Consider the following 24,538-nt stretch of genomic DNA (forward strand, 5'->3'; position numbering starts at 1 on the left):
TATGAAAGGTAGATTCTTTACATGAATTAAACTTTTTTGTGTCGCAATTTTGAATAAGATTGTTCGTATTCATGCAATCTAAAAAAAAGCATTCATCGTTTCAATAAATGAGAATGGGGTACTCACATATGACAGGAATTCTTTTAGCCATCCTTGCAGCCGTTACTTGGGGCAGCATCGTATTTGTCAGTAATAAGCTTGGTGGAGATGAAGACAGCCAGACACTTGGTACAACAGTTGGTGCCTTAATATTTGCTATTGGTGTGTATTTTTATAAGATGCCTCATTTGTCTTCTGTCACCTGGGCAATAGGCTTTATTTCAGGCTTATTTTGGTGCATAGGACAAAAAAATCAATTTGGCGCAGTTCGATACTTAGGTGTTGCAAAAACAGCTCCAATGTCAACAGGGTTACAGCTTATTGGAACAACATTCTTCGGTGTTTTTATTTTTAAGGAATGGGGAACAACAAAGAGTATTATAATCGGGCTTGCTGCGCTTGCTTGTATTATTACAGGTGCGATTCTTACATCTATCAAGCAAGGGAATGATAAAGGACAAGCTAAAAGTAGAAAAAAGGGATTTCTTATCTTGCTCATATCGACAGTAGGATATGTTACATATGTCGTATTAATTCGTTGGTTTAATATTGATGGCTGGGCAGCTATCCTACCTCAAGCGATAGGAATGGTAGCAGGTGCTTTCTTTATCACTTTACGGGATAAGCCATACAATATCTATGCTGTTCGAAATATTTTAACAGGCCTTCTTTGGAGCACAGGAAACCTTGGACTATTACTTGCTTTACCGAAAATCGGTGTGGCGACAAGCTTTTCCCTTTCGCAAACAGGCATTGTTATTTCAACTATCGGCGGTCTTTTCTTTTTAAACGAGCGCAAAAGTAAAAAGCAGGTATGGCTTGTTTTACTTGGATGTTTGTTTATTATCATTGGCGGAGTCTTATTAGGCTTTACAAAAACATAAAGGAGGAATTATATGTATCCAAGTCTTGAAGGAAAAGTAGTTGTGATTACAGGTGGAGCTACAGGTATAGGGAAGGCAATGGCAGAGAGATTCGGTGCTGAAAAAGCGAAGGTAGTCATTAACTATTTCAATGAAGAGCAGGAAGCAAATGAGATCATTAAGACGATTGAAAAGACGGGTGGAATCGCAAGTGCGATACAAGGTGATGTCACGAAGGAAGGCGACATTAAGAAGATCATTGCCCATGCCATAGATACATTCGGCTCCTTGGATATTATGGTCAATAATGCTGGAATAGAAAATGAAGTCCCTTCTGAGGACCTCTCACTCGCTGATTGGAATAAGGTAATATCAACGAATTTGACAGGTCAATTTTTAGGTTGTCGGGAAGCAATTGACTATATGCTAAACAATAACATAAAAGGCTCAATTATCAATATGTCTTCTGTTCACCAGGAAATCCCATGGCCTCATTTTGTCCATTATGCAGCAAGTAAGGGGGGCGTGAAATTGATGACTGAAACACTCGCACTTGAATTCGCCCCTCACGGAATTCGAGTGAATTGCATCGCTCCTGGTGCAATCGATACGCCAATTAATAAAGAAAAGTTTGATGACCCTGAGCTTAAAAAGGGAGTCGTTGAGCTTATTCCAATGGGTTATATCGGCAAGCCTGAAGAAATTGCAGCATGTGCAGTATGGCTTGCTTCGAGTGAAGCGAGCTACGTTACAGGTCTAACACTCTTTGCTGATGGAGGAATGACTCAATATCCTGGTTTTCAGGCAGGAAAGGGCTAAAGATGAAAAAGCAGCCAAAAAGATGAATCTTTGGCTGCTTTAAAATATAATTTTTATTATTAATGTCCATTTCAAAGATAGCTCTCGTGTAAATACTCTGATAAGCAAAGAATAGCAAGTGATTGTCCATATGGCATATTCGTAACTTTAATCTTTTTATAAAAATCTAAACTATCACCCATCCCTGTACCAACTGACACCTTTTGCAGAGCACCTTCATCATTTATTTCATTTACAATCCCTTTAATTGCCTTTAAGGCTACATCCTTATATTCATCACTAATATATTGTTTATGAACTGACTTTAAAATCCCGTAAGCAAAACCAGCAGTTGCTGAAGCTTCTAAGTAAGAGGATTTATCATTAATTAATGTATGCCATAAGCCGCTCTCATCCTGATATTTAGCAAGTGCTTCAATTTGTCTAGTTAATGTATTAATTAGAAACTCTCTTAAAAAGTCCCCTTCCTTTAATTCCAATATTTCGATAACTTCTGGGATTGCGATGGTAATCCAACAATTCCCTCTCCCCCATAAAGCTTCAGCATAATTGTGGTTACCTTCAAATGTCCAACCATGATACCATAATCCTGTTCTTCGATCTGTTAAGTATTTAATATGGATCAAAAACTGTTGCTTTGCTTCTTCAATATATTCATCTTTATTGAAAATCCTTCCAATTTTTGCGAGAGGGAGCACAGTCATCATTAATGTGTCATCCCAAAGCTGATTTTTATTTTCTGGTCCGTATGTCATATGCTGCAGTCCATTTTCTTTTGTACGCGGCATATCGTTCATGACCCACTCAGCCCATTCTTCTAAATAAGGAATAAGTGTAGGGTCCTTTATTTCTTCATATAAAAATGCTAATGTTAATAGCGGTGCCATTGTATTTACATTTTTCGGAGGAACCCCTTCCTCAAATCTAGCTTCAAACCAGTCATTAATCATTTTTAAAGCCTTTTGGCTATTTGTTAATTTCCAATATTTAAAAATCCCATACAGCCCGACACCTTGCGGCCAATTCCATACAGCCCAACTTTTATCATCAACTACGAGTCCATCGAAGTTTAATAAGTATTCCCCTGTACTGTCCTTAATTTGTGAAAGATTATCCATTAGTTGTTCAATATACGTATTAACTTTACTTTTATTAATAAGCTCGGTTTGATTCATTTTATCTTCCCCTTTATAATGATAATATTTTTCTAGTGCATTCGTTTTCAAATCTTCATCATTCTTGAGATAGATAAGATTTTTTATCGTTCTTATTCAAATTTAAATGTAATGATGGCTTTTTTCTTTTTTACAAACATGTGCCTCAAAAGTAATTGGCCCAAGCAATCCAGATGGTAAACGAGCATTATCCATTTCATTTGCTCGATTGTTCGTAACTTCAATTGTTAGTTTATTAACACCTTTTCTTACATAATCTGGATTCACTTCAAAGTGATACGGAGCCCACATTTTCACACCAACCTCATAACCATTTAAAGCCACCTTGACGATTTCATATACTTCACCTAAATTTAGGAAAACCTTTTTTATAGAAGCTATTTCATCTAATGTAAATAGATTTTCATAGACGACTGTCCCAGAAAAGGACTCCATTCCTTTCCAAAGATGCCAGGATTCTAAAGCGAATAATTGATAATTATTTACATACCAGTTTTTATCGATCTCCAATTTTTCAATGGTAAAATCCGCTCGTTCCTCTTCCCCAATTAGAGGTTGCTGATTTATATGAACTGCATAGACAAGCGAAGATCTTCTTTCGAGTAGCAGTGGAACAACTAAATTTCCTTCCTGATTCCTCAAATTCACTTTTTCTATACTCTCTGTCCATGCATCCCATTTCTCAACACTACCTTTTTCCTTCAAGACAAAGCTTCCATTGTAGTTTTCTTCACCTTCATTGACAAAAAAATAAAATAGCTCGGAATCTTTAATGATTTTACTAACTCTTATATCCTTGCATTTTGGAGAAATCATCACTTCTTCACGCTGAACGATAGATAGTGTATCAATGATTTCTTCAGCTCTATCGATGGTTTTCACTCCCTTAATTTTTGGCTTTTCATCTTTATATACGAGAGAAATGACCTCTACTCCTTCTTGAATAAATAGTTCAAGCTTCTCTAGTAAAGTGTCTTCTAGCTTTGAACTATCTTCTATTATTAAAGTGTTATATGCTTGATTTTCAATCTTAATTTGTCCTTCTGTTAACAGACTTTTTGAAGAAATTAAAGAATCCTCAAGGTAATTAAATTCAATTTGATTCTCGTACAGGTGTTTTGCAATTTTCCATGGTAAATAATCCTCTCCACAAAGAATAGCAATTCTCGTTTGATTGATACTATCCGTCATTAGCCAGCTAAGACGCTTCATATATTGAGCAAACTGTTTATAATAGGGCCACCATAGGTTATTCGGTCCAACGTCTGGTGGACGTTCGTGACTTCTCTTCTTTCCATCAATTGAATAATAAAAGGCATGTGGACATAGAAGATTAACTCCTCTAACTAAAAGCCAATCGATATACCACTTCATATCACCTGGAGTAAGTGCCCACGGACTTTCTTTACTACAAACACCCAAAAATTCATTCAAATTTCGTCGTCTTCCTCTATGTCTTGCAGCATCGGCAGAACACTTTCCAGCTGTCGAGTGTACTCCTTCTATCGCTTTTCCATCCTCAGGTGCAACCCAACGCCAGACAACATCCTGACCTGGTATATGAAAATGCTCGAGCAAGCCAATGTCACTGCTTCCTGCTGGATGACCTGTTAAGGCAATTCCATGACGTTCACACCATTTACTTATTTGCTCGTAATAAGCTTCCGTTAGTCTTGAATTGACAGCCTTTCGATAGTTGTTTCGATATGTTTCTGTCTCATCTCCAGCATAAAACCACAAGGAGGCTAGATGCTCTTCTTTGTTTCCATGCTGTTTATAATAGGAGAGAAAATCTCTAGTCCAGGGCTTTAAACCAGCCTTTGCCCCTCTCCCCAAAATATCTGGTTCATCAGTAAACATGGCAATGACTGTATTCCCAAAATAATCTTTCAATCTATCATAGTAACTATCATGTGTAATCTGAATAAACTTTGCCACTGCTTTAGGATTTAGTAAATCAGCAGATGCTGGTGCATGCTCTTCTCCATCATCTTCCCCAAAATGGATCCCACGAATGCTTCCTCCAGAAAATGCTTCAACAAAAACGAGAATGGACCAGTTCCCGTCATCAGGAGGACAAAATGATACTTTACCGTTATGGACAATTAACTTTTTTGAGGATGATAAATCTATTGATTCTGATGATAACTTTTTGACTGCTTGAACCGAAACCAATGAGTTCTTTTCAACTAAATTAATCCTTATTTCTTCATTTTTGTTACAAGGATACTCAATCATTTTTAATCCTTTACTTGCATATTCCGGATTATCTTTTACAACTAAACCTTTCGCTGAACCAGAGGGATACATTGCTTCATCATATAAAATCACCTGCATTCCAAGTCGTTTGGCTTCTTCAACAGCTGTGTGGACAAATTGAAAATAGGAATCTGATAAATAAACGATTTCCTCTGGAATACCAATCCTTGGATGTAAAACAAAGCCGGTTATCCCTTTGGCATAGAAATCATTGATTTGTCTAATGATTTCCTCTTTCGTTAAACGATCATTCCAAAACCAGAAAGGAATTGGAGTGAATTCCTCTGGAGGGTTTAAAAATTGTTGATGCAACGTACTCATCATTCTATATAACACTCCTTTCTAATGAGAGAGCAGAGCATAGTCCCAGCTGAATTTTAATTTACTGGACTATTTTAAAACTTAATCAATTCATCTACTTTTACGGCCTGACCTGTATTAAGTGAAATATTCCCGGCAATACCTGTCAAAATCGACATCGCTCCATCTACATGAGAGGCTGCACGATTGAATTCGTCTTTAACAGGAGTTCCGAAAATATCTTGTAACAGAATTGGATCTCCGCCACCGTGTCCACCTTTTCCTTCTATCACCTCAACCTCATAAGGCTTGCCAAACATTGGCATTACGATGATTGATTTTTCCTTTACTCTGCCTTCGTCATCCTTACTTCCGCCTGAATTAATGTATGACTGTTCACGAATGCGAACTTCTATTCTTCCTTTCGTACCGTTAAAGGAAACCATGTATCCTTCCCACGGTAAATAAGCATTTAACGAATAGTTTAAAATCGCTTTGTTTTTATATGTGACTAAAACACCAAGCGTATCTTCTATGTTAATTCCATCGCCAAAAACACTTTGATCACGTTGGTATCCATCTTCTTTTTCCGCATCCAAATACATAGCTTTTAAATGTTCATTTTCCTCTAAATGAATCGCAAATGGATCATTTTTTGCATACTCACTCCCATACGCTCGTTGATAAAACTGTGTAACTCCTCTAGCTTCAGCATTTTCTCTACCATAAAAACGCAGTCCGCCAGTTGCATAAACTGTCTCTGGCTTTGTATCTAACCAAAAGTTTACTAAGTCAAAATGATGTGTTGATTTATGGACAAGCAAGCCTCCACTATTTCGCTTATCTCGATGCCATCTTCGGAAATAATCAGCTCCATGCTGTGTATCTAACGCCCACTCAAAATGAACAGAATTTACTTGGCCAATCACATCATTCATAATTAGCTCGCGAATTTTCGTATTATGCGGGGCATAACGATAGTTAAAAGCAACGCGAACTTCTTTTCCGGTTCTTTTTGTAGCATCAATAATTGCTTGGCACTTTTCAGCGTCCACTGTCATTGGTTTTTCGGTAATCACATCACATCCTAATTCAAGAGCTTTTATAATATATGTATGATGAGTCCTGTCCACAGTCGTAACAACTACGGTATCTGGTTTTTCAACCTCTATCATTCTTTCAAAATCAGTATGCACGTATGTGTTTATTTTCGGGTGATCGTATCTCTCTTCAAGTAAACGATTCGCGTAATCCATTCTAGTTTGATTCAAATCACAAAAGGCAACAAGCTTACACACTTCTCTGAAATCCCTTACAATTGCTCCATAAAAAAATTCGGCTCTTCCGCCAGTTCCAACTAAAACATATTTTTTCATGCCTTTTCTCCTCCCTTATTACCGAAACAATTTCCTAATTAAATTTTGAGTCTCTATAAAGGTGCTTTGTCAAAAGTATTTATTAATACAATATTCTCTCCCCTTAACGTAAACCCTTTCATAAATGATGAGAGTTTATCTCCAATACTTAGTTTTATATTTCGAAGTTATAATCCAAATTTTGAACCATATGCAAAAGCAGCTCTTTTCACCTCATTTATTAATTTGATTCCATCTAATCGTTACCAGAAGAACCGTATAAAGTTCATTCTTTCTTTCTACGTTAGTACCTTAATAAATTTCCGACAATAGTACTTTTTTGAAAAAGGGGTTATTTGGGTAAAATTATGATATTTTTTATTAGATTGAATGGCTTGAACTGGCCCAAAACGAACTGTTTTATGATCAACAGGTAGAAATATCATTAAATTCATTCAAATTTGTTTCTACAATTGGTGTAATAATCACTAAAACAGCTTCATCTATCTTTCGTTGTCGATTTCCAATAACCTCATTTAATGTATTGCTTCATAAAGTAGTTCAAAAAATGGCCAGCATCCAAGAATAAATAGTTGGATGCTGGCCATTTATCATGTAATAATATTAATTTTCTTTTATTCTTCTTACAATAAACACTAATACGATACCTGCTACAGCTAACATTATTCCAAATAATAAAACATTGTATAGGCTTGTAGCAGTACTAGGAAGTTCTTTCCCCATATCGGTTCTTGTAGGATTCTTACCATTTATCTGGTCTGTAGGTTTCTCTCCTTCACCCGGCTTTGTCGGATTCTCTCCTTCACCTGGTTTTGTTGGGTTCTCTCCTTCACCCGGTTTTGTCGGATTCTCTCCTTCACCTGGCTTTGTCGGATTCTCTCCTTCACCTGGCTTTGTCGGATTCTCTCCTTCACCTGGCTTTGTCGGATTCTCTCCTTCATCTGGCTTTGTCGGATTCTCTCCTTCACCTGGCTTTGTTGGATTCTCTCCTTCACCTGGCTTTGCTTTAACAATAACCTCAGTAAAGTCCATGAGCCCCCCATCTACTGTAGCAACGCTAATTATTACTCTTCCTTCCTTTAAAGCTATTACATTTCCATTTTCGTCTACTTTAGCGATATCTTCACTACTACTTGACCAAAGGACATCTTGATTTACTGCATCTTCTGGTGTAATTGTTGCCTTAAGGTGTACTTCATTTCCTACAACTAGTTCTAATTCTGCTTTATTGAGAGAAACGCTCGTTACTCGCTTTCCTGCACTTGGCACATCAACTTTTGGAACATTTTTAAGTAGTGCTTCATGTTCAGCTTTTGTCACAGGAATAACGGTTCCATGGCGAGGGGAGGCCGGTAAATCAAAGTCTTCAGACATTTTCCACTCACCAGAGTCCAAATTGGTTGTTTCAAATGGAACATAGCCTCTACCACCAAATTCGTCTAAAAATAGGTACCATTTTTCTTCAGTATTCGACTTAAAGATTGTTGGGCCTTCACCTGCACCAATTGAACCCTTTCCAATACCTTCCTTAATTAACTCAAAGCTAGGGTCAAGAACAGAATCTCCTGCCTCTTGGAATATAAATTTACCATTTGGTGATTCAGTAGTATTATTTCTTTCATCCTTTGAAAAACGATAAATTTTACCATCATGCTCAATCATCGTCGTATCAATTACAGAGTATCCATTATCTATATAAACTTCTGGCTCAGTAAATGTGTAGAAATCTCTTGTTTTGCTGTACATCATTTTGTTATATGTTGAACCAGTATGTTCCGCATTCTCATATAATTTAGAAGCCCAGAAAACAATATATTCACCAGTCGTCTCATCGTAGAAGATTTCAGGTGCCCACGTATTTCCTGCCTCTTGAGGAGCAACTTCTACCATTCTTTGTTCTGACCAATTAATGAGATCATTCGATTCCCAAACCATTATCGATCTGCTGCCATGTCTTTGTGCTCTATCCCAATTCCCATTACCATTAATTTTTAGGTCTGTTGCAATTAGATAAAATTTATCTCCTTCAGGTGAACGAATGATAAATGGATCTCTAAGTCCTTTTTCACCTAAATCAGAAGTAATCGCTGGTTCGCCATTGTTTAATTCTTGCCACTTTAGTGGATTATTTCCTTCACTTAAGGCAAAGTAAATTTGTTCACCATTTGAAGTACCTTCACCAGTAAAATAACTAAATACGTATCCTTCATAGCTTTCCTTCTTTGGTAATTCTTTGACAACGGCAAGGAACGGTTTTGTTACTTTTTCATTATTTAATACAATAGTTGCCGTCAATTTAACTGTTACGTCTCCTTGCCCATGTATAGGACGAGTCACCTCACCAGTTGTTGTAATAATGGAAGGGTCACTGGATTTCCACGTAATCGTTGAACCATTTTCACCCTTTGTCGGCAATGTTAAGTTTCCACGTACATCATTTATGTTATATACGTTTAAAGCCTCTGCTTCTGCTTTAACTGCCGCTAAATCATGTGGCTTCTTTAAAACAGTAACAGTGAAATCTTTTTTCATACTATTTATCCCATCTGAAACTGAGGCTGTTATTGTTACTTTTTGATCCCCATCTTCATAAGAAGGTCTTTTTACATGTCCTTCATTTGTAATGATTTCTTTGTTTTGTGATTCCCAAGAAATGACTGTTCCAAACGGTCCATTTTTTGGAAATGCCAAATCAGTCACGATTTCGTCCTTACTTTCATTTCCATTAATAAACAGTTCATAATCTAGTTGCTTAACTGCATTTTCTAGTAATAGACCATCCATTTCAGCTATTTTTTCATCCGCTCTTTCTTTTAGTTCGCTTACTTCTGAGTCTGATAATGCCCCATCATAAATTTCAAGATCTGCAATCATACCACCAAAGTATGGATCAGCTGAATAGAATGATTTTCCGATAAAACCACTTGGTCCATTTAGATTGTTAATCTGGTCTAATGTATAACCATTTGTTGATGCACTTCCGACCTCTTTACCATCAATGTAAAGCTTCAATGTTTGATCTTCACCAGACATAACAGCTGTGACTAACTTCCACTCCTTCGATTTTAATGGACCAGTTGTTGCATTCGCACCTGCTTCATTATTCCAGCTTGTCATTCCGAGTCCTACACGGGCAGAACGATCACCTGAATTACGACTTGGTGTTGTAAAAAGATATTTGTTACTATCCTGACCTAATGCAAAAATCCATTCAGCCTCATTTGCTCCATTCCAATTCACCAGAGATGAAATGGTTATACTTTCCAAGTTATCTAAAACTCCTTTTGGCATTTCAATATAAGAGCTTGTTGATCCACCTTTAAAGTTGATAACACCTACTTCTTCTCCTTTAATTAATTGTGCATTTTCAGGATTTACAAGCTTCCCTTCGAAATTCCCAGCATTATCCTTAACGTTTGTTCCATCAATATTTTTCATATCATAATCAAGAATTAATTTTGCTTCCTTCGGCTCTTCGATTGGAGGTTTAGAAACTTGTTCATCTGCTAAATTAGCAATTTCTTTATTATTTAAAGCACGGTTGTAAATTCTAAAATCATCAAATTTCCCTTTAAATAAACTGTGATTCTCATTGCTAGATTTGCCTAAGTAGTTCATCGTAGTTTCTAAAAGCATTCTCGGCTCAACATTATATGTTGAGCTTCTCGATACTTCTTTTCCATCAACATATAATACAGCATCAAATCCTTCAATTGTCATCGCTACATGATGCCAGTTTTCTGTTGAAAGCTTAGGAGCTCTTAGGGCATATTTATAATTGCTGCCTAATGGTGAGTTTTGATTTGCAAATTTCTCGGTAAAAGGCGTTACAATTGCAAATTCAAGATTCCCCGTATCACCTTGTGTACTTAAATACATTGTATTGCGATTTGCAACTCTTCCTGTATTAGAAGAGAAATCAAAAATCCGTTGATTTGACCGATTCCCATCTACTTTAACCCATGTAGACATTGTCATACTTTCTAAATCGAGGTCTTTTATGATATTTTTCGGTAGTTCAACATATCCCGAATTTCCATCTAGGTATAAAGAGCCGCTTGATTGACCAACCGTATCACTAGAATCAATCTTAGATTCACCTATTAATTTTGCATCAAAACCATTATTAGAAACATCTTTTACTGTTTTCCCATCCATATCATCTTTGTCAAAGGTATAATGTAGGACTGGTTCTTCTAATTGCTCTTGTGAAGGCATACCATATTTTTCTTGAAGAGCATTATATTCCGCACGTGTTATTGGAATAACGGTTCCATGTCGCGGTCCTGGTGGAAGAGCATATTCAGATTCTGGAAGTAAGTTATTCACAAATTGTGAGCCATCTTCCAAATTTGTCGACCAGCGTACATGATACGGCCATGAATCTAGGAACATATACCATTTATCCTCATGAATATCTTTAAAGATCGTTTGACCTTCATTGTTTCCTTGATGACCAATTAGCCCTTTTTTTCCATCTTTTGTACCCTGAATTACGTCATATTGAAAGCCATTCTCCTTAATTCCATCTTTATCTTGGAATATATCAGTTGCTTTTTCGTAATATACTCTGTAGTTGACTTCTGATTTCGTAAAGCGATAAAATGTGCCATTATTTTGAACAAAGCTCGTGTCGATAGTCGGGAAGCCTTCATCAATAAACACTTTTGGTTCAGAAAACGTATGGAAATCCCTTGTTGTTGCATAATACATCACATTATACTGTCCTGCTGGTCGTCCATTTGGGTAATCACCATATGTTTCTTCATTTTTCATTGAAGAAGCCCAAAATACAACATATTCACCCGTCTTATCGTTATAAATTGCTTCAGGTGCCCACGTATTACCACCTGTTTTAGGAGCAACTTCTACCATTCGTTGTTCGCTCCAATTGACTAGGTCATCTGATTCCCAAACCATAAGAGAATGACTGCCTGTAATTTGTGCCTGGTCAAAGTTGGTGCTTTCTCCCATTTTTAAGTCAGTAGCCAACATATAAAATTTGTCACCTTCAGGGGACCGAATGATAAATGGATCTCTTAACCCCTTTTCTCCTAAGTTTGATTGAAGAACGGATTGGCCATTATTCAATACTCTCCACTTTAATGGGTCTTCAGCGGTAGCAAAGGAAATTTCTTCTCCACCTTCGTATTCCCCTGTAAAATAGGAAAAGAAATAAGCATCATATTTCAGTTCACCCGGGTCTTTTATAACATTCACGTTAAATTTCTTTTTTACCTCTACCTCACCGTTCGTTATAGTCGCTGTTAATGTGACGTTTGTATCTTTTTTTGGCCTAGTAACCCAACCAAGTTGCTTTACATCTTCAGTTGCTTGGGCTGAACCTTTAATAATTTCCGGATTTGAAGATTCCCAAGTAATCGTACTTCCATGTTCTCCCTTCACAGCTAGACTAAGATTTCCTCTTACATTATGACTATTTTCCACTGTTACATTAGAGGCATCTAGTTCAACCTTATTTTGGTCGTTATACTCCTTTAGCACTTTGACTGTAAATGTTTTTTTGCCAGTTAACCCTTCATAACTTAAATTTGCAGTTAATTCGACTTCTGCGTCTGATTCATTCATTTCAGGACGAATGACTTGTCCGTCATTTGTTATAACCTTTGTATTACTTGAACTCCACGTGATGTCTACACCATTCCTACCTTTCTTAGGAAGAGAAAGATGACTAGTAATCTCATCTTTACTTTTATCTATTTTGTTTAAATAGTGAGTGATATCCAATGAATCTAACGCTTCCTTCATAACAAGCTGATTTAAGTTTTCAATTTTAGCTACAGCCTCTGTATATAAAGCAGAAACTTCACCATCTGACATTGCACCATCGTATACCCGAAAATCTCCAATCATTCCTTTAAAGAAAGAATCACTTTTAAAGATTGATTTTCCGATAAAACCAGAGAAGCTTGCTGAAGGATCGATAATATCAGATAATTTTATGTCATTTGCTGATCCTGTTGCTATCTTCTTCCCATTTACATATAAAGAAATCGTGTTAGAAGTTCCTGAGAAAACAACAGTTGCTACTTCCCACTTTCCTTCTTGCATTTGTGATGAGCTTTTAATAAGTGACTCATTTCTCCAACCAGCTTTAGAAATACCTGTAGCTGCAACATTCCCAGAACCATGTAGTGGTGTTACAAAAAAGTATTTATTCCCATTCTCTGCATCATCTGTTGGTGTTCCTAACCCAAAAATCCAACGATTCGCCCCATCGTTTTCCCAATTTACAAGAGTAGAAACCGTTACATCCTGTTTTCCATCTAATAGATCAGCCCCATCCTTACTTTTAGGTATTTCAATATACCCGCTTCTCGATGTTGAACTTCCACCATTAAACGAAACATACCCAACTTCATCATTGTAAACTAAGTGCCCATTTTCCGGATTCTTGAATATACCGTCAAATGTTTGCTTATTACCTGAAATGTCCTTGATTGTAATCTGATTCTCATTCTTAACATTTGATTTCATGTCATAATGAAGGATCAATTCAGGTATCTTCGTTAACTGCTCTTCTGCAAATAATCTTTGTGGAATTATCCCCGATATAGTATTGAAGATTAATAGGGTTAAAACGAGTATTGTTGTCGGTTTCTTTATTCCCATTTACGTTCCCCTCCTAAGCATGTTTTTCATCCACTCAATTATAAAACGCTTTCATTTTAAATTTAATAGATAAAAATTTGAACATACTTTCATTTTTTTAGCTCTATAAAATAATTACCTTTCCTTTATGTATTTTCTTTAGAGAAAATTGTATTTTTTTTTAGCTTGACGGTTTAATAACCTTTTAAATAGGAATCTTAGTAAAAAAGGATGTCACTAATAACTTAACTTTTTAGGACATCCTTTTAAACATATATAGAAGGGGCTCTATCTCACCCTTCACCATTAATGTGATATCGATGCTTGATTTACCTTACTTCGAGAAACAATCACTCGTTGAAGGACAATAAATAACAATAGTAAGGCACCAATTGCAATTTTCGTCCACCACGAGCTTAATGTTCCTTCAAACACGATGACTGTTTGAATAATACCTAATATTAATACTCCAACAACACTACCGGCAACATAACCTGCTCCTCCAGTAAGAAGAGTTCCACCGATAACTACTGCTGCAATCGTATCTAACTCTAGCCCATTTGCATGAAGTCCATATCCTGACAACATATAAAAGGTAAAAATTAAACCCGCTAGAGAAGCGCAGAATCCACTTAATGTGTATATCATAATTTTTGTTTTTCCAACAGGTAATCCCATCAATAGTGCAGATTGTTCACTTCCACCTAAAGCATAAACATTTCTACCAAATTTGGTGTAGTGTGCGATAAAAACAGCTGTAATCACGACAACAAGTGCTACAATTACACTAATAGAGATAAAATTACCTCCACCAATCGGTATTCGTGTACTAGCCATAAAATTGAAAAATTTATGATCAATTGAAATCGTCTCAACGCTAATTAAATAACTCAATCCTCTAGCGAGAAACATTCCAGCAAGAGTAACAATAAATGGTTGTAAGTTAAAATAGTGAATAAGACACCCCATGCCAAAACCAAGAATTGTTCCGACCATTAAGCTAATTGGTATGACAATCCAAGGAGATAGTTGAGCGTTCATCGTAAGACTTGCAGCAACCATACTTGTTAAAGCAATTACCGAACCTACAGAAAGGTCGATACCTCCCGATAGAATCACAAATGTCATTCCTACTGCAACGACAATTAAAAACGCATTATCAATAAATAGATTTAAGAATACTTGAGACGAAAAAAAACCTGTATATCTGACTGAACCAAAAATGTACATGACAACAAATAACGCAATGGTTGCAAAAAGTGGGAGATGTTTGGCATCAATCTGTAACGTTCTCATGATAAAGTCACCCCCTCATCCTTCTTCTCTACTTTTCTCATTGCCATACGACCAGATAGTTTCTTTCTAAACTCTGGAGATTGTAAAAGACATACGATTAGTACAACTATTGCTTTAACAACTAGGTTTATTTCTGGCGCAATACCAATGGAGTAAATAGTTGTTGTCAAGCTTTGAATAATAAGTGCACCGATCACTGTTCCACCTAATGAAAATCTTCCTCCATTTAACGAAGTGCCCCCTATAACCACTGCTAAAATCGCATCAAGTTCATACCATAAACCAGCATTATTACCATCTGCACTCGCAACATTAGAGCTCAAAATGAGTCCCCCGATTCCAGCACATAAGCCGGAAAAGATATAGACCATTAATAAAATGTTTTTTGAATTCAAACCTGCTAATCGACTTGCTTCAGGATTTGTACCTACAGACTCAATGAATAATCCTAATGCGGTTTTTCTTGTTAGGAAAGCAGCAATAGCGAGAACTGCTGCAACGATAAAAATCGAAAAAGGAATCATTAGCAGGTGACCTCCACCAATAAACGTATAAGGATCATAATATACAGTCATAATTTGACCATCTGTAATTAACTGGGCAATACCACGCCCTGCAACCATTAAAATTAATGTAGCTACTATTGGCTGTACACCAATCCGTGAAACAAGCAAGCCATTCCACACACCAGTCAACAGTGAAATCGCAATAACTAACCCAATAGCGAGAAATAATGGGGTTAAATTATCTCCTGAAGCACCACTTACAGCCATCGCTCCTACAGCACCAGCCATCGCAATGACTGAACCAACTCCTAGGTCTACTCCTTTTGTAGCAATAACAAGTGTCATCCCAATCGAAACGAGTAGCAATGGTGCACCTCTATTCAAGATATCGATGAGACTTCCAGTTAAATAACCGTTTTTGACTTCAATGGAAAAAAAGCTCTTATCAAAGAGTAGATTTATAAATAAAATCAGAAACAATACGACAATTGGCCAAAATAACTTTGATTTCATCATGATATATTTCCTCCAGCCATAACTTTCATTATGTCTTGTTGTGATAGTTGTTCATTATTATCTATTTCGCCAACCTTTTTATGGTCTCGTAAGATAGCTATTTTTCGACAAGTTCTTAACACTTCTTCTAATTCAGATGAGACGAATAATATAGACATTCCATCTTTACTTAAGGAGAGCATTAGCTTCTGAATTTCTGTCTTTGCTCCAATATCAATACCTCTAGTTGGTTCGTCTAAGATAAGAAGGTCTGGGTTTGTAATTAACCATCTTGCTAGCAATACCTTTTGCTGATTTCCACCACTTAAATTTTTAATTAATTGTTCTGGATTAGGAGGATTGATGTTTAGAAGTTTAATATACTCATCTACAATTTCTATTTGTTTTTTCTTAGGAATATACTTGAACCAGCCTTGTGTTCCTTGAATGGCTAGTATCATATTTTCACGAATAGTTAAGTCTGCAATAATTCCTTCTGTTTTCCTGTTTTCTGAGCAAAAAGCTATTTTATTTGCAATAGCTTGTTTTGGAGAATGAAGATTTATCTGTTTCCCGTCTAACGTGATTTCGCCTGTATCTGCTTTATCTGCACCAAATAATAATCTTGCTAATTCAGTTCTGCCTGAACCGAGTAGTCCAGCAAGACCTACTATTTCTCCCTTATGAATATTGAGATCAAATGGCTCGATGTTCCCCTTTTTCGAGAGATTTTCCCCTTGCAAAAAAGGCTCCATTACCTTGTCATTAGAATCTACATTTCTATTGTTCTCATTGATTTCATTTAAATCTTTCCCGATCATTTTTGAGACGAGTTCAAGTCTATCAATTTCCTTTGTCAAATATTCTCCAATCCACATACCGTTACGTAAGACCGTTAATCGATCTGTTATTTCATAAATCTGATCGAGAAAATGACTAACAAAAACGATTGCTAATCCATCCTTTTTAAGCTTCCTTATAACACCAAACAGCTGATTAACCTCATTTTGGTCAAGACTAGATGTAGGTTCATCTAATATCAATACTTTCGCAGAAACATTTAATGCCCGTGCGATTGCCACCATTTGCTGAATAGCAACTGAATAAGATGACAATAGTTTTGTTACATCAATATCTAGGTTTAACCTTGACTTTAATAAATCTTTAGCTTGTCTATTCATCTCTTTCCAATCAATGCGTCCTCGCTTAACAATTTCTCGTCCAATAAATATATTTTCAACTACAGATAAATTAGTGCATAAATTAACTTCTTGATAAACCGTACTGATCCCTAAATTTTGTGCTTCTAGTGGGTTTGTGACATGAATTGGTTTTCCTTCTAGCATCACGTTTCCTTCATCTATCGAATACACACCTGTCAAAACTTTAATTAAGGTTGACTTGCCTGCACCATTCTCACCCATTAGTGCGTGAACTTCTCCAGGATATAATTTCAGATGAACATTTGACAAAGCTTTAACTCCTGGGAATTCTTTTGTAATTCCATCCATGACGAGTACTGGAGTTGCTGTTTTCATAGAGTCCCTCCTATCAAGCTCACTTAATATTTTGTTGATTTTTATAATACCTAATAGAAAGTCACTAGTTTACAATACCGAATTGATTACTAGTGACTTTCCAATTGTATTAATACTGACGAGTTGGAAGAAGCTCTTCCGCTTGGTCCATTGTATACATGCTTTCTTCTACTGCGACACGCTTTTCAATCTTCTCTCCTGCTAAGTGAGCTTCAATCAAGTCAACCATTTGTGGGCCAAATAATGGGTTACACTCCACTGTGACGTTCATCTTACCTGCTGCCATTGCCTCGAATGCACCTTTTACTGCGTCGACACCGATAATCTTAATGTCTTCACCTGGTTTTAAGCCATATTCTTCAATCGCTTGAATTGCTCCTATCGCCATGTCGTCATTATGTGCGTATAACACATCAATGTTGTCTCCCTCTGACTTAAGGAATGCCTCCATTACTTCTTTTCCTTTTGCACGTGTGAAGTCACCTGTTTGTGATTTGATAATTTTAAGATTTGGGTGTTCTTTGATGACTTCTTCAAATCCTTCTTTACGGTCAATTGCTGGTGCTGAACCTACTGTACCTTGTAGCTCTACGATATTCACATCACCTTTTACATCCTTTGTTTCTTCCACCAACCAGTTCGCCGCTTTTTTCCCTTCTTCAACGAAATCCGATCCTAAAAATGTGACCCAAAGGGAATCATCTTCAATATCAACTGCACGGTCTGCGAGAAATACTGGTATTCCTGCATCCTTTGCTTCCTGTAACACAGTTTCAAACCCTGTTTCAACTACTGGTGAAAAGACGATGGCATCTACTTTTTGTGCGATAAACGAACGAATCGCTTTTATTTGATTTTCTTGCTTTTGCTGTGCGTCAGAGAATTTCAACTCATGTCCCGCATCTTTAATTGCGTCCTGCATAGACTTTGTATTCGCTGTTCTCCACTCACTCTCTGCACCAACTTGTGAAAAGCCTATGACTAACTTATCCCCAGATTTAGTACCTCCTGAACCCGTGTCCTTATTATCTGTATTTCCTTCAGATCCTGATGAGCTACATGCTGCTAAAAAGAGCATTAAAGCCATTACTATTAAAATAAATGCTTTGCCTTTACCTATTTTTTTCATAAAATGAACCTCCCTTTCATTCCAATTCTTTGTTTTTTTTACATTGCTGAATTGGTATAAGTTTATCTTAAAGCGTTTACAATTGTGTTTGAATAGAATAACTTTTGAATTAATTGTATTTATTTATGCCATCTATAGAGCAAAACAACTAAAGTTTAAATATTTTTAGAAAAGTTGCACAATTTTTCAAAAAGGAAAACCCTCTTGATTGTCCAAGAAGGCCGAATGTCATCAGTATATGATTATGTTGATAAAATGGATTAGCTAGTTTTACATAAGCTTCATGGAATCAGCAAGCATTGCCAAACAAAATTTTTTTTCCATTTACTAGCTTCCCGCTAATTGCATTTGGTTTTTATATTGCCTTGTTGTCATACCAGTTATTTTTTTAAAAGTTCTACAAAAATAATGTGAATCACTGTAACCAACTTGATTCGCAATTTCATATGTTTTATTTTGTGTTGTCTTTAAAAGCTCTTTTGCCTTTTCAATTCGAATATTCGTTAAATATTCAATTAATGTTGTACCTGTTTCTTGACTGAATAGATGGCTTAAATATGATGCACTTACATTTACAGCATCTGCAACTGTTTGCAATGATAATTGTGAGTCATCAAACCTTTGATGAATAAAATTAACTGCCATTTGCACTGATTGGGAATAATGAATAGCAGATCCGCTTCTTGTCGATAAAACCAGTTTTAACATTTTTTCCATATAGGAAATAACCTCATCATAATAACGAATCCAGCTTGCATTCATTTCTAATTGACTAATTTCCTTCATAACTTCAAAGTTGTCAGTTTTAGTTTCCAATTCCTTTAAATAATGTGTAATCGTAATAGTAAAATCCATTAGAAAATAATAAATGGTAAATTGTGAGCGAACATTCCCTGTTTGAAGATATGACGAATAAGAACGGGAAAAGCTTTCAATATCACATTCTTTCCCCACTTTAAGAAACTCGATCAAATCTCTTCGTTTTAAATGATGTAACTCTTTTTTCGATTCAATATCTCTTTCTGTTTCCTTTGAACTATATTTTTGTATGATTTTCGAATAATTTTTCTCTTCATCTGCTTCTGAAAAAGATTGTGAAATACCTTTTATACGACTTTCAACTCTCCCTATACCAAAGAGAATTGAATTATCAGGTGAATGTTCTTCATATTTATGCAAACGTTGTCTAATCATTTCAGATTCATGTTCAAGCTGCTGCTTTGACTCTCCTAACATAATAAAAACGGATTCTCTTACCTTCCTGTGAAAACGCAAACATAAGTAGTCCTTTTCAATCCAGTCAAACTCATGAGAATCGCTTTTACTTTCAACCATGACGACATAATAGTAGCTTGAAATAAGATGAATATTAAGTCTTGATGCTTCTTTAACAGCATTTGAAAAACTATATAACCCTTCACAAAGTTCATATAGAAATTTATCTCGAGCAACCGTTTTACTTTGCATAGCTTGATTTTTTAAATCAAGAAGTCGTTTTTTGTTAAGCTCCTCCTTCTCAATCTGAGCTGAAACTTTCATTAGTATATGAAGCAAATCTTTTGAACTTACTGGTTTCAGACAATATTCAGTCACTTGAATTCGCATTGCTTCTCTCGCATATTCAAATTCATCATGTCCACTTAATATAATGATTTTGGTTGAAGGCATTTTTTCTCGAATCATTCGACTTAATTCAAGACCATCCATAAACGGCATTTTAATATCAGTGATAACAATATCGGGTTGGTGCCTCTCGATTAAAGGAAGCGCAACTTCACCATCTGAAGCATCACCACAAAAAACAAAGCCTTCATTTTCCCAATTAATACTTTTCGCAATTCCTTCTCTAATTGCTATCTCATCATCCACTAAGAAAACTTTTTTCATATTAACACCTCTTTGCTGGAATTATGATCCTTACACGTGTTCCTGAACCATACCAACTATTAATTTTTAATCCAAATGGTTCACCATAAAATAGAACAAGCCGTTGATGAACATTCACCATACCAAACCCTCCACGGTCTTTTTCAAATGGAACGCCCTGAGACATTTGCTTTTTTATTTTCATTAGTTCATCTTCTTTAATCCCAATCCCATTATCGATGACATCAATACAAATATGTCCTTCTGGGTTAAAATCACCTTTAATTCGGACGAAGCCCTTGCCACGCTTATTTTTTATACCGTGATAAATAGCATTTTCAACAAGTGGTTGAAGTGATAATTTTATAATTTCATATTTTAAAATGTCTTCATTTAGATGAAATGTTACGTCTAAAATGTCTTGGTATCGTATTTTTTGTATCAATAGATAATTCCGAATATGTTCTATTTCATCTTCTAATAGGATACAATCTTTTCCTTTGCTTAAGGAGATTCTGAAAAAATGGGACAAGGCCTTTGTGATCTCCACTACTTGTTCTCCCTTTTTTGCTTCTGCCATCCAAATAATCGTTTCAAGTGTGTTATATAAAAAATGTGGATTGATTTGTGCCTGCAGGGTACGTAGCTCAGCAATTTTTAATTGTTTTTGTTCATCCACGCTTTTTTTTACAAGGGTATTGATTTTCATCATCATGCTATTAAAATTTTCACCTAAGTCAGCAATTTCATCTGTCCTATGATTCGTTACCATCACATTTAAATCTCCTAGTGAAGCTTGTTTCATCTTCTTCTTTAAAACTCGAAGCGGCAGAATTAATCTTGAAGTAATAAAATAATAAAGGCCAATGATAAAAATAATACTAGAGCCCACTGTGATAATAATAAGACTTTTAATGTTTTCTGTTGACTTTACAATTTCTGACAATGGGGATACTCGAACAATCTTCCAACCTGTAATATCAGAAGTTTGAAAAACAATTAATTTTGAACGTTCTGTAAGGTAACCATAACGGTTTTCTTCGATGAAGTCTCTGTTTTCTACTTCGGGGGCGCTTGCTAATTCTGGTGAAACGAATAACGTGTTTCCATCTTGATCTTCAATATGAATCGTTCCGGAAATTTTTGAAGCAGTTTCATGAAGAATGTTCTTGAAAGTAGAAGCTTTTATTATGATAGTTATGAATCCTAGAACTTTTTTAGAATCATCTGAAACAATAGCACTTGTCATCGAAAGTGCGGGGGTGCTATTTTTGTAAATCGGCTGAATCACTGTGTTCATATTGTCTTCAAGGTCATTAGAATTCTTTAATTGATTAAGCGATACCTTATCTAATAGATATACACCACGGTCTTCACTAATCGCTTTTCCTTCGAGATCGATAATTCTAATATTCATTATCGAATCACTGTACTGATAGTTTTCTTTATAAAAGTTTATCATTGTAAGTATATCTTTTGCTTCATTAGCTGTATTTTTGGAATCAATCAAAAATTGAACAGTGCTTTCCTTTTTACCAATCTCATTGAATAGCTTGATATCCTGAATAATGACATCAAATTCTCTAGTTAATTGGTCAACTTTTTGTTGTGCCAACGCATATGAATTTTCAGAAACAATGTTGTATGATTTTATATAAGAAACAACTCCTACTACAATTAACGGTATAACTGTTAATAATATAAACATCACCATTAGCTTTAAACGAAAACTTGAATTTATCCTTCTAATCAATTTCATACATTACCTACCAGTCTTTATTTAATAGTAATGCAAGCTTTTAATAGGGAAGACCCCTACGATTCAATTGTTTAAAGTTTAAACTGTTTTATGTTACTTTCCATTTCTTGTATTCTCTCAACAAGTTTATATGATGCATCAGAAACTTCTTCAAGGGTCGTTAGCTGTTCTTCTCCCATAGCAGCAATTCCAACAACCTGTTCTTTGCTAATCCGCGAACTATGTTCAATTTCCGCAATCATTTGGCGAACAGTAACCATTTGCTCAAAAGCTAATTGAATATCCTGTTTAATACTTTCAATTTCCTCTTGTTGCTCATTTCTAATTGAAAGAACCTTCTGGTATCGACTCTTTATTTGAGTTGATTTTATATTAGAAGTATGAATATTTTCTAAATTTCGCAAAATGCCAGATTGCATCGTAACACAAACATCCTGTAATTGGATCACTTCATTTTCAATATTTAGAGAAAGCTTTGTAGATTCCTCTGATAGTTCTTTAATACGTTTGATTGCACCTTCAACATTATTGTTGATGAAGTTTTTCGGAAGTTCATTACCTAATGACTGACATACAATATTTAATTCAAATAGGATAAGCTTCATAAATTTTACATGGTCATAAATCTCTCTAGAATTTTTTTGAAGCTTTCTCGTATCGTTGTTTTGTATCTGAATATTGTGGTAAATCATTTCAAACTTTTCTATAAAGTTATCTATAGAATCGTTGATTCCATCCGTTAATTTTTTCGTTTCACTAGAATGTAAATTAATTTTGTTTGATTTAATCAATACTTCATTGTATTTGTGAAATAGGTTTTGTACGGTTGCTACTGATTTATGAATGAGTTCATCTTGTTTATGAAGGTTAATCGAAATGGTTTGAGTTGCTTCCGCTACTTCTTCACCAGCAAGTCTATTTTCAAGAATACTTTGATGGATGTCCTTTGACGTTACTGCCACAAGGTCATTTGTTTTTCTAACACTCATAATAATGTCCTTTAAGTTATGAAACATCCGATTATATGCTCGACATAAATCTCCAATTTCATTTTTGGAAGGGATCGAGATTTCGCCAATCGTTAAGTTTCCTTCAGCAATTTCATTCGTTTTTTGCCCCAACTTCCGAATCGGTTTAACAAAATTCCCCGATATATACCAGGCAAATAACAAAGAGGCGAGAATGACCACGATAAATAAACATAGATATATAGTTAGGTCTCTCTGTAAATTTAATGAAATATCATTCTTAGATTGTCCAATTATAACAAGCGTTGATTGTAAAAGTAACTGAACTTTCTCATCAATTAAGGTTGATAGGATTGTAATGTATTCATATGTAATATTTCGTTTATCTGCAGAAACCCCAGATTGAATTTGCTCACCAAGTCTATCAATATATTGAGTAGTGGTATTTAATATTTCACGAACTGCAATAATTTCTTCTGTAAATAATTCGCTTTTATCATTCATTTCAATTTTTTCTAAATTTCGGTACATATCTTTTAGATGATCATATTGACTTCCACTTTCAAATGGAACTTTACCATAAGCAATATCCCTAATTTCGTCATTTAATTGTTGCTTTAATACACCATTTATTGAGTTAGTCATTGTAACCGTTTCCAACATTGCGTTATATTGCTTAACATACCCTAAGAAAAGATAGATCTGGACACAGTTAATAGCTGCAAGCCATACAAGGATTGCAAGAATGACTAGAATTAGCCTAGTCCTTAATGAATAGTCAGATAACTGCAAACTAAATTTCATATTATAATCCTCCCCCCTATATTAATGATTCAATAAGCGTTCCGATATTTCATAATATTCTAAAAATATAGCAATAATAATATAACATCTTTCCAAGAGATTAGTCACGACATTTAAAAACACTTTAAGGGTGTGCCAATCATGTTGAAATTACTAATTATTTAAGTGTAATAATCACAAGATTGAAAAGAAGGTACGTCAAATAATGAAATAGTGATAGCCCCCATATCTCATACTTCCTAATTTATTTTCCTCCACCACCTAATTTCAAGCTGTAATTACCTGTAACAAACTATGCTAGAGTCTCTTAAAGTATTTCTAAATATCCTTAAAGTGCGATATTTTTATTGTAATGGAGCAGCTTTTAGGTTAAATGAATGCACAAGTTATATGTTGTTGGAGCTTTTAAAAAACAATGTTTAAAGCTTTCTAAACGGAGTAGTTGAATACTTTATTCAAACTCATTGGTGGAAAAACTTAATAAATTATTTGTCTGAAGTTTTATTATAAAACTAGTGGTCACAAAGGAGGTTATTATAAAAAGCTCAATTTTGCTATTGAGCTTTTTCTCTATAGCCATTTATTTCAATTATAGGCCGAAATTATATAATTAAATAATAAAAAAATAAATCTTTTTTAGATAAGAACAACTGACTTTTTATAAACCCCGAATA

Annotated in this window: 13 protein-coding genes; 2 read left to right on the top strand and 11 right to left on the bottom strand. The window is 35.3% G+C overall.

The genetic code is table 11. The features are described from left to right. Positions 1-128 precede the first annotated feature (128 nt). On the top strand, positions 129-983 hold the full coding sequence (locus tag HU235_RS06725) for a GRP family sugar transporter (RefSeq protein ID WP_095298428.1): 855 nt from the start codon (positions 129-131) through the stop codon (positions 981-983). Positions 984-995: 12 nt separating this feature from the next. Further along, positions 996-1,781: a glucose-1-dehydrogenase gene (locus HU235_RS06730; protein ID WP_095298426.1), complete on the top strand. Its 786-nt coding sequence runs from the start codon at positions 996-998 to the stop codon at positions 1,779-1,781. Positions 1,782-1,852: 71 nt separating this feature from the next. On the opposite strand, the gene bglB is transcribed toward HU235_RS06730, so the two are convergent. The 11 genes from bglB to HU235_RS06785 all read right to left on the bottom strand — a co-directional run bounded on the left by bglB (position 1,853) and on the right by HU235_RS06785 (position 23,864). Beyond that, on the bottom strand, positions 1,853-2,956 hold the full coding sequence (gene bglB, locus HU235_RS06735; RefSeq protein WP_174879715.1) for a beta-galactosidase BglB: 1,104 nt from the start codon (positions 2,954-2,956) through the stop codon (positions 1,853-1,855). Between the two features lie 102 nt (positions 2,957-3,058). Further along, positions 3,059-5,539, bottom strand: coding sequence for a glycosyl hydrolase (locus HU235_RS06740; protein ID WP_174879716.1), 2,481 nt, complete (start codon positions 5,537-5,539; stop codon positions 3,059-3,061). 71 nt (positions 5,540-5,610) lie between these two features. Next, entirely contained in the window at positions 5,611-6,891 is a 1,281-nt protein-coding gene (locus HU235_RS06745; RefSeq protein ID WP_174879717.1) for a Gfo/Idh/MocA family oxidoreductase, read from the bottom strand. Positions 6,892-7,494: 603 nt separating this feature from the next. Continuing rightward, complete coding sequence (locus tag HU235_RS06750; RefSeq protein ID WP_174879718.1) at positions 7,495-13,524, bottom strand: immunoglobulin-like domain-containing protein; 6,030 nt, start codon at positions 13,522-13,524, stop codon at positions 7,495-7,497. 285 nt (positions 13,525-13,809) lie between these two features. Further along, positions 13,810-14,799: a galactofuranose ABC transporter, permease protein YjfF gene (gene yjfF / locus HU235_RS06755; RefSeq protein ID WP_174879719.1), complete on the bottom strand. Its 990-nt coding sequence runs from the start codon at positions 14,797-14,799 to the stop codon at positions 13,810-13,812. Then, positions 14,796-15,821 carry an ABC transporter permease gene (locus tag HU235_RS06760; RefSeq protein ID WP_174879720.1) on the bottom strand — a complete coding sequence of 342 codons (1,026 nt, stop codon included), beginning with the start codon at positions 15,819-15,821 and terminating at the stop codon, positions 14,796-14,798. Before HU235_RS06760 ends, yjfF begins: the two co-directional genes overlap by 4 nt. After that, complete coding sequence (locus HU235_RS06765) at positions 15,818-17,338, bottom strand: sugar ABC transporter ATP-binding protein (protein WP_174879721.1); 1,521 nt, start codon at positions 17,336-17,338, stop codon at positions 15,818-15,820. Before HU235_RS06765 ends, HU235_RS06760 begins: the two co-directional genes overlap by 4 nt. A 109-nt stretch (positions 17,339-17,447) precedes the next feature. Further along, positions 17,448-18,467: an ABC transporter substrate-binding protein gene (locus HU235_RS06770; protein WP_174879722.1), complete on the bottom strand. Its 1,020-nt coding sequence runs from the start codon at positions 18,465-18,467 to the stop codon at positions 17,448-17,450. 327 nt (positions 18,468-18,794) lie between these two features. Next, complete coding sequence (locus HU235_RS06775) at positions 18,795-20,354, bottom strand: response regulator (protein ID WP_174879723.1); 1,560 nt, start codon at positions 20,352-20,354, stop codon at positions 18,795-18,797. 1 nt (position 20,355) lies between these two features. Then, positions 20,356-22,092, bottom strand: coding sequence for a sensor histidine kinase (locus tag HU235_RS06780; RefSeq protein ID WP_174879724.1), 1,737 nt, complete (start codon positions 22,090-22,092; stop codon positions 20,356-20,358). 71 nt (positions 22,093-22,163) lie between these two features. After that, a complete protein-coding gene (locus HU235_RS06785) occupies positions 22,164-23,864 on the bottom strand; it encodes a methyl-accepting chemotaxis protein (protein WP_174879725.1) in 1,701 nt (566 codons plus the stop codon). Positions 23,865-24,538 lie beyond the last annotated feature (674 nt).

This window comes from Metabacillus niabensis, assembly GCF_902829255.1.
In the GTDB taxonomy this organism is placed as follows: Bacteria; Bacillota; Bacilli; order Bacillales; family Bacillaceae; genus Metabacillus; species Metabacillus niabensis.

Excerpts from the sequence above, each read along its gene's own strand:
- HU235_RS06725 (WP_095298428.1), top strand. The coding sequence starts at position 129 with ATGACAGGAATTCTTTTAGCCATCCTTGCAGCCGTTACTTGGGGCAGC.
- HU235_RS06730 (WP_095298426.1), top strand. The coding sequence starts at position 996 with ATGTATCCAAGTCTTGAAGGAAAAGTAGTTGTGATTACAGGTGGAGCT.
- bglB (WP_174879715.1), bottom strand. The coding sequence starts at position 2,956 with ATGAATCAAACCGAGCTTATTAATAAAAGTAAAGTTAATACGTATATT.
- HU235_RS06740 (WP_174879716.1), bottom strand. The coding sequence starts at position 5,539 with ATGATGAGTACGTTGCATCAACAATTTTTAAACCCTCCAGAGGAATTC.
- HU235_RS06745 (WP_174879717.1), bottom strand. The coding sequence starts at position 6,891 with ATGAAAAAATATGTTTTAGTTGGAACTGGCGGAAGAGCCGAATTTTTT.
- HU235_RS06750 (WP_174879718.1), bottom strand. The coding sequence starts at position 13,524 with ATGGGAATAAAGAAACCGACAACAATACTCGTTTTAACCCTATTAATC.
- yjfF (WP_174879719.1), bottom strand. The coding sequence starts at position 14,799 with ATGAGAACGTTACAGATTGATGCCAAACATCTCCCACTTTTTGCAACC.
- HU235_RS06760 (WP_174879720.1), bottom strand. The coding sequence starts at position 15,821 with ATGATGAAATCAAAGTTATTTTGGCCAATTGTCGTATTGTTTCTGATT.
- HU235_RS06765 (WP_174879721.1), bottom strand. The coding sequence starts at position 17,338 with ATGAAAACAGCAACTCCAGTACTCGTCATGGATGGAATTACAAAAGAA.
- HU235_RS06770 (WP_174879722.1), bottom strand. The coding sequence starts at position 18,467 with ATGAAAAAAATAGGTAAAGGCAAAGCATTTATTTTAATAGTAATGGCT.
- HU235_RS06775 (WP_174879723.1), bottom strand. The coding sequence starts at position 20,354 with ATGAAAAAAGTTTTCTTAGTGGATGATGAGATAGCAATTAGAGAAGGA.
- HU235_RS06780 (WP_174879724.1), bottom strand. The coding sequence starts at position 22,092 with ATGAAATTGATTAGAAGGATAAATTCAAGTTTTCGTTTAAAGCTAATG.
- HU235_RS06785 (WP_174879725.1), bottom strand. The coding sequence starts at position 23,864 with ATGAAATTTAGTTTGCAGTTATCTGACTATTCATTAAGGACTAGGCTA.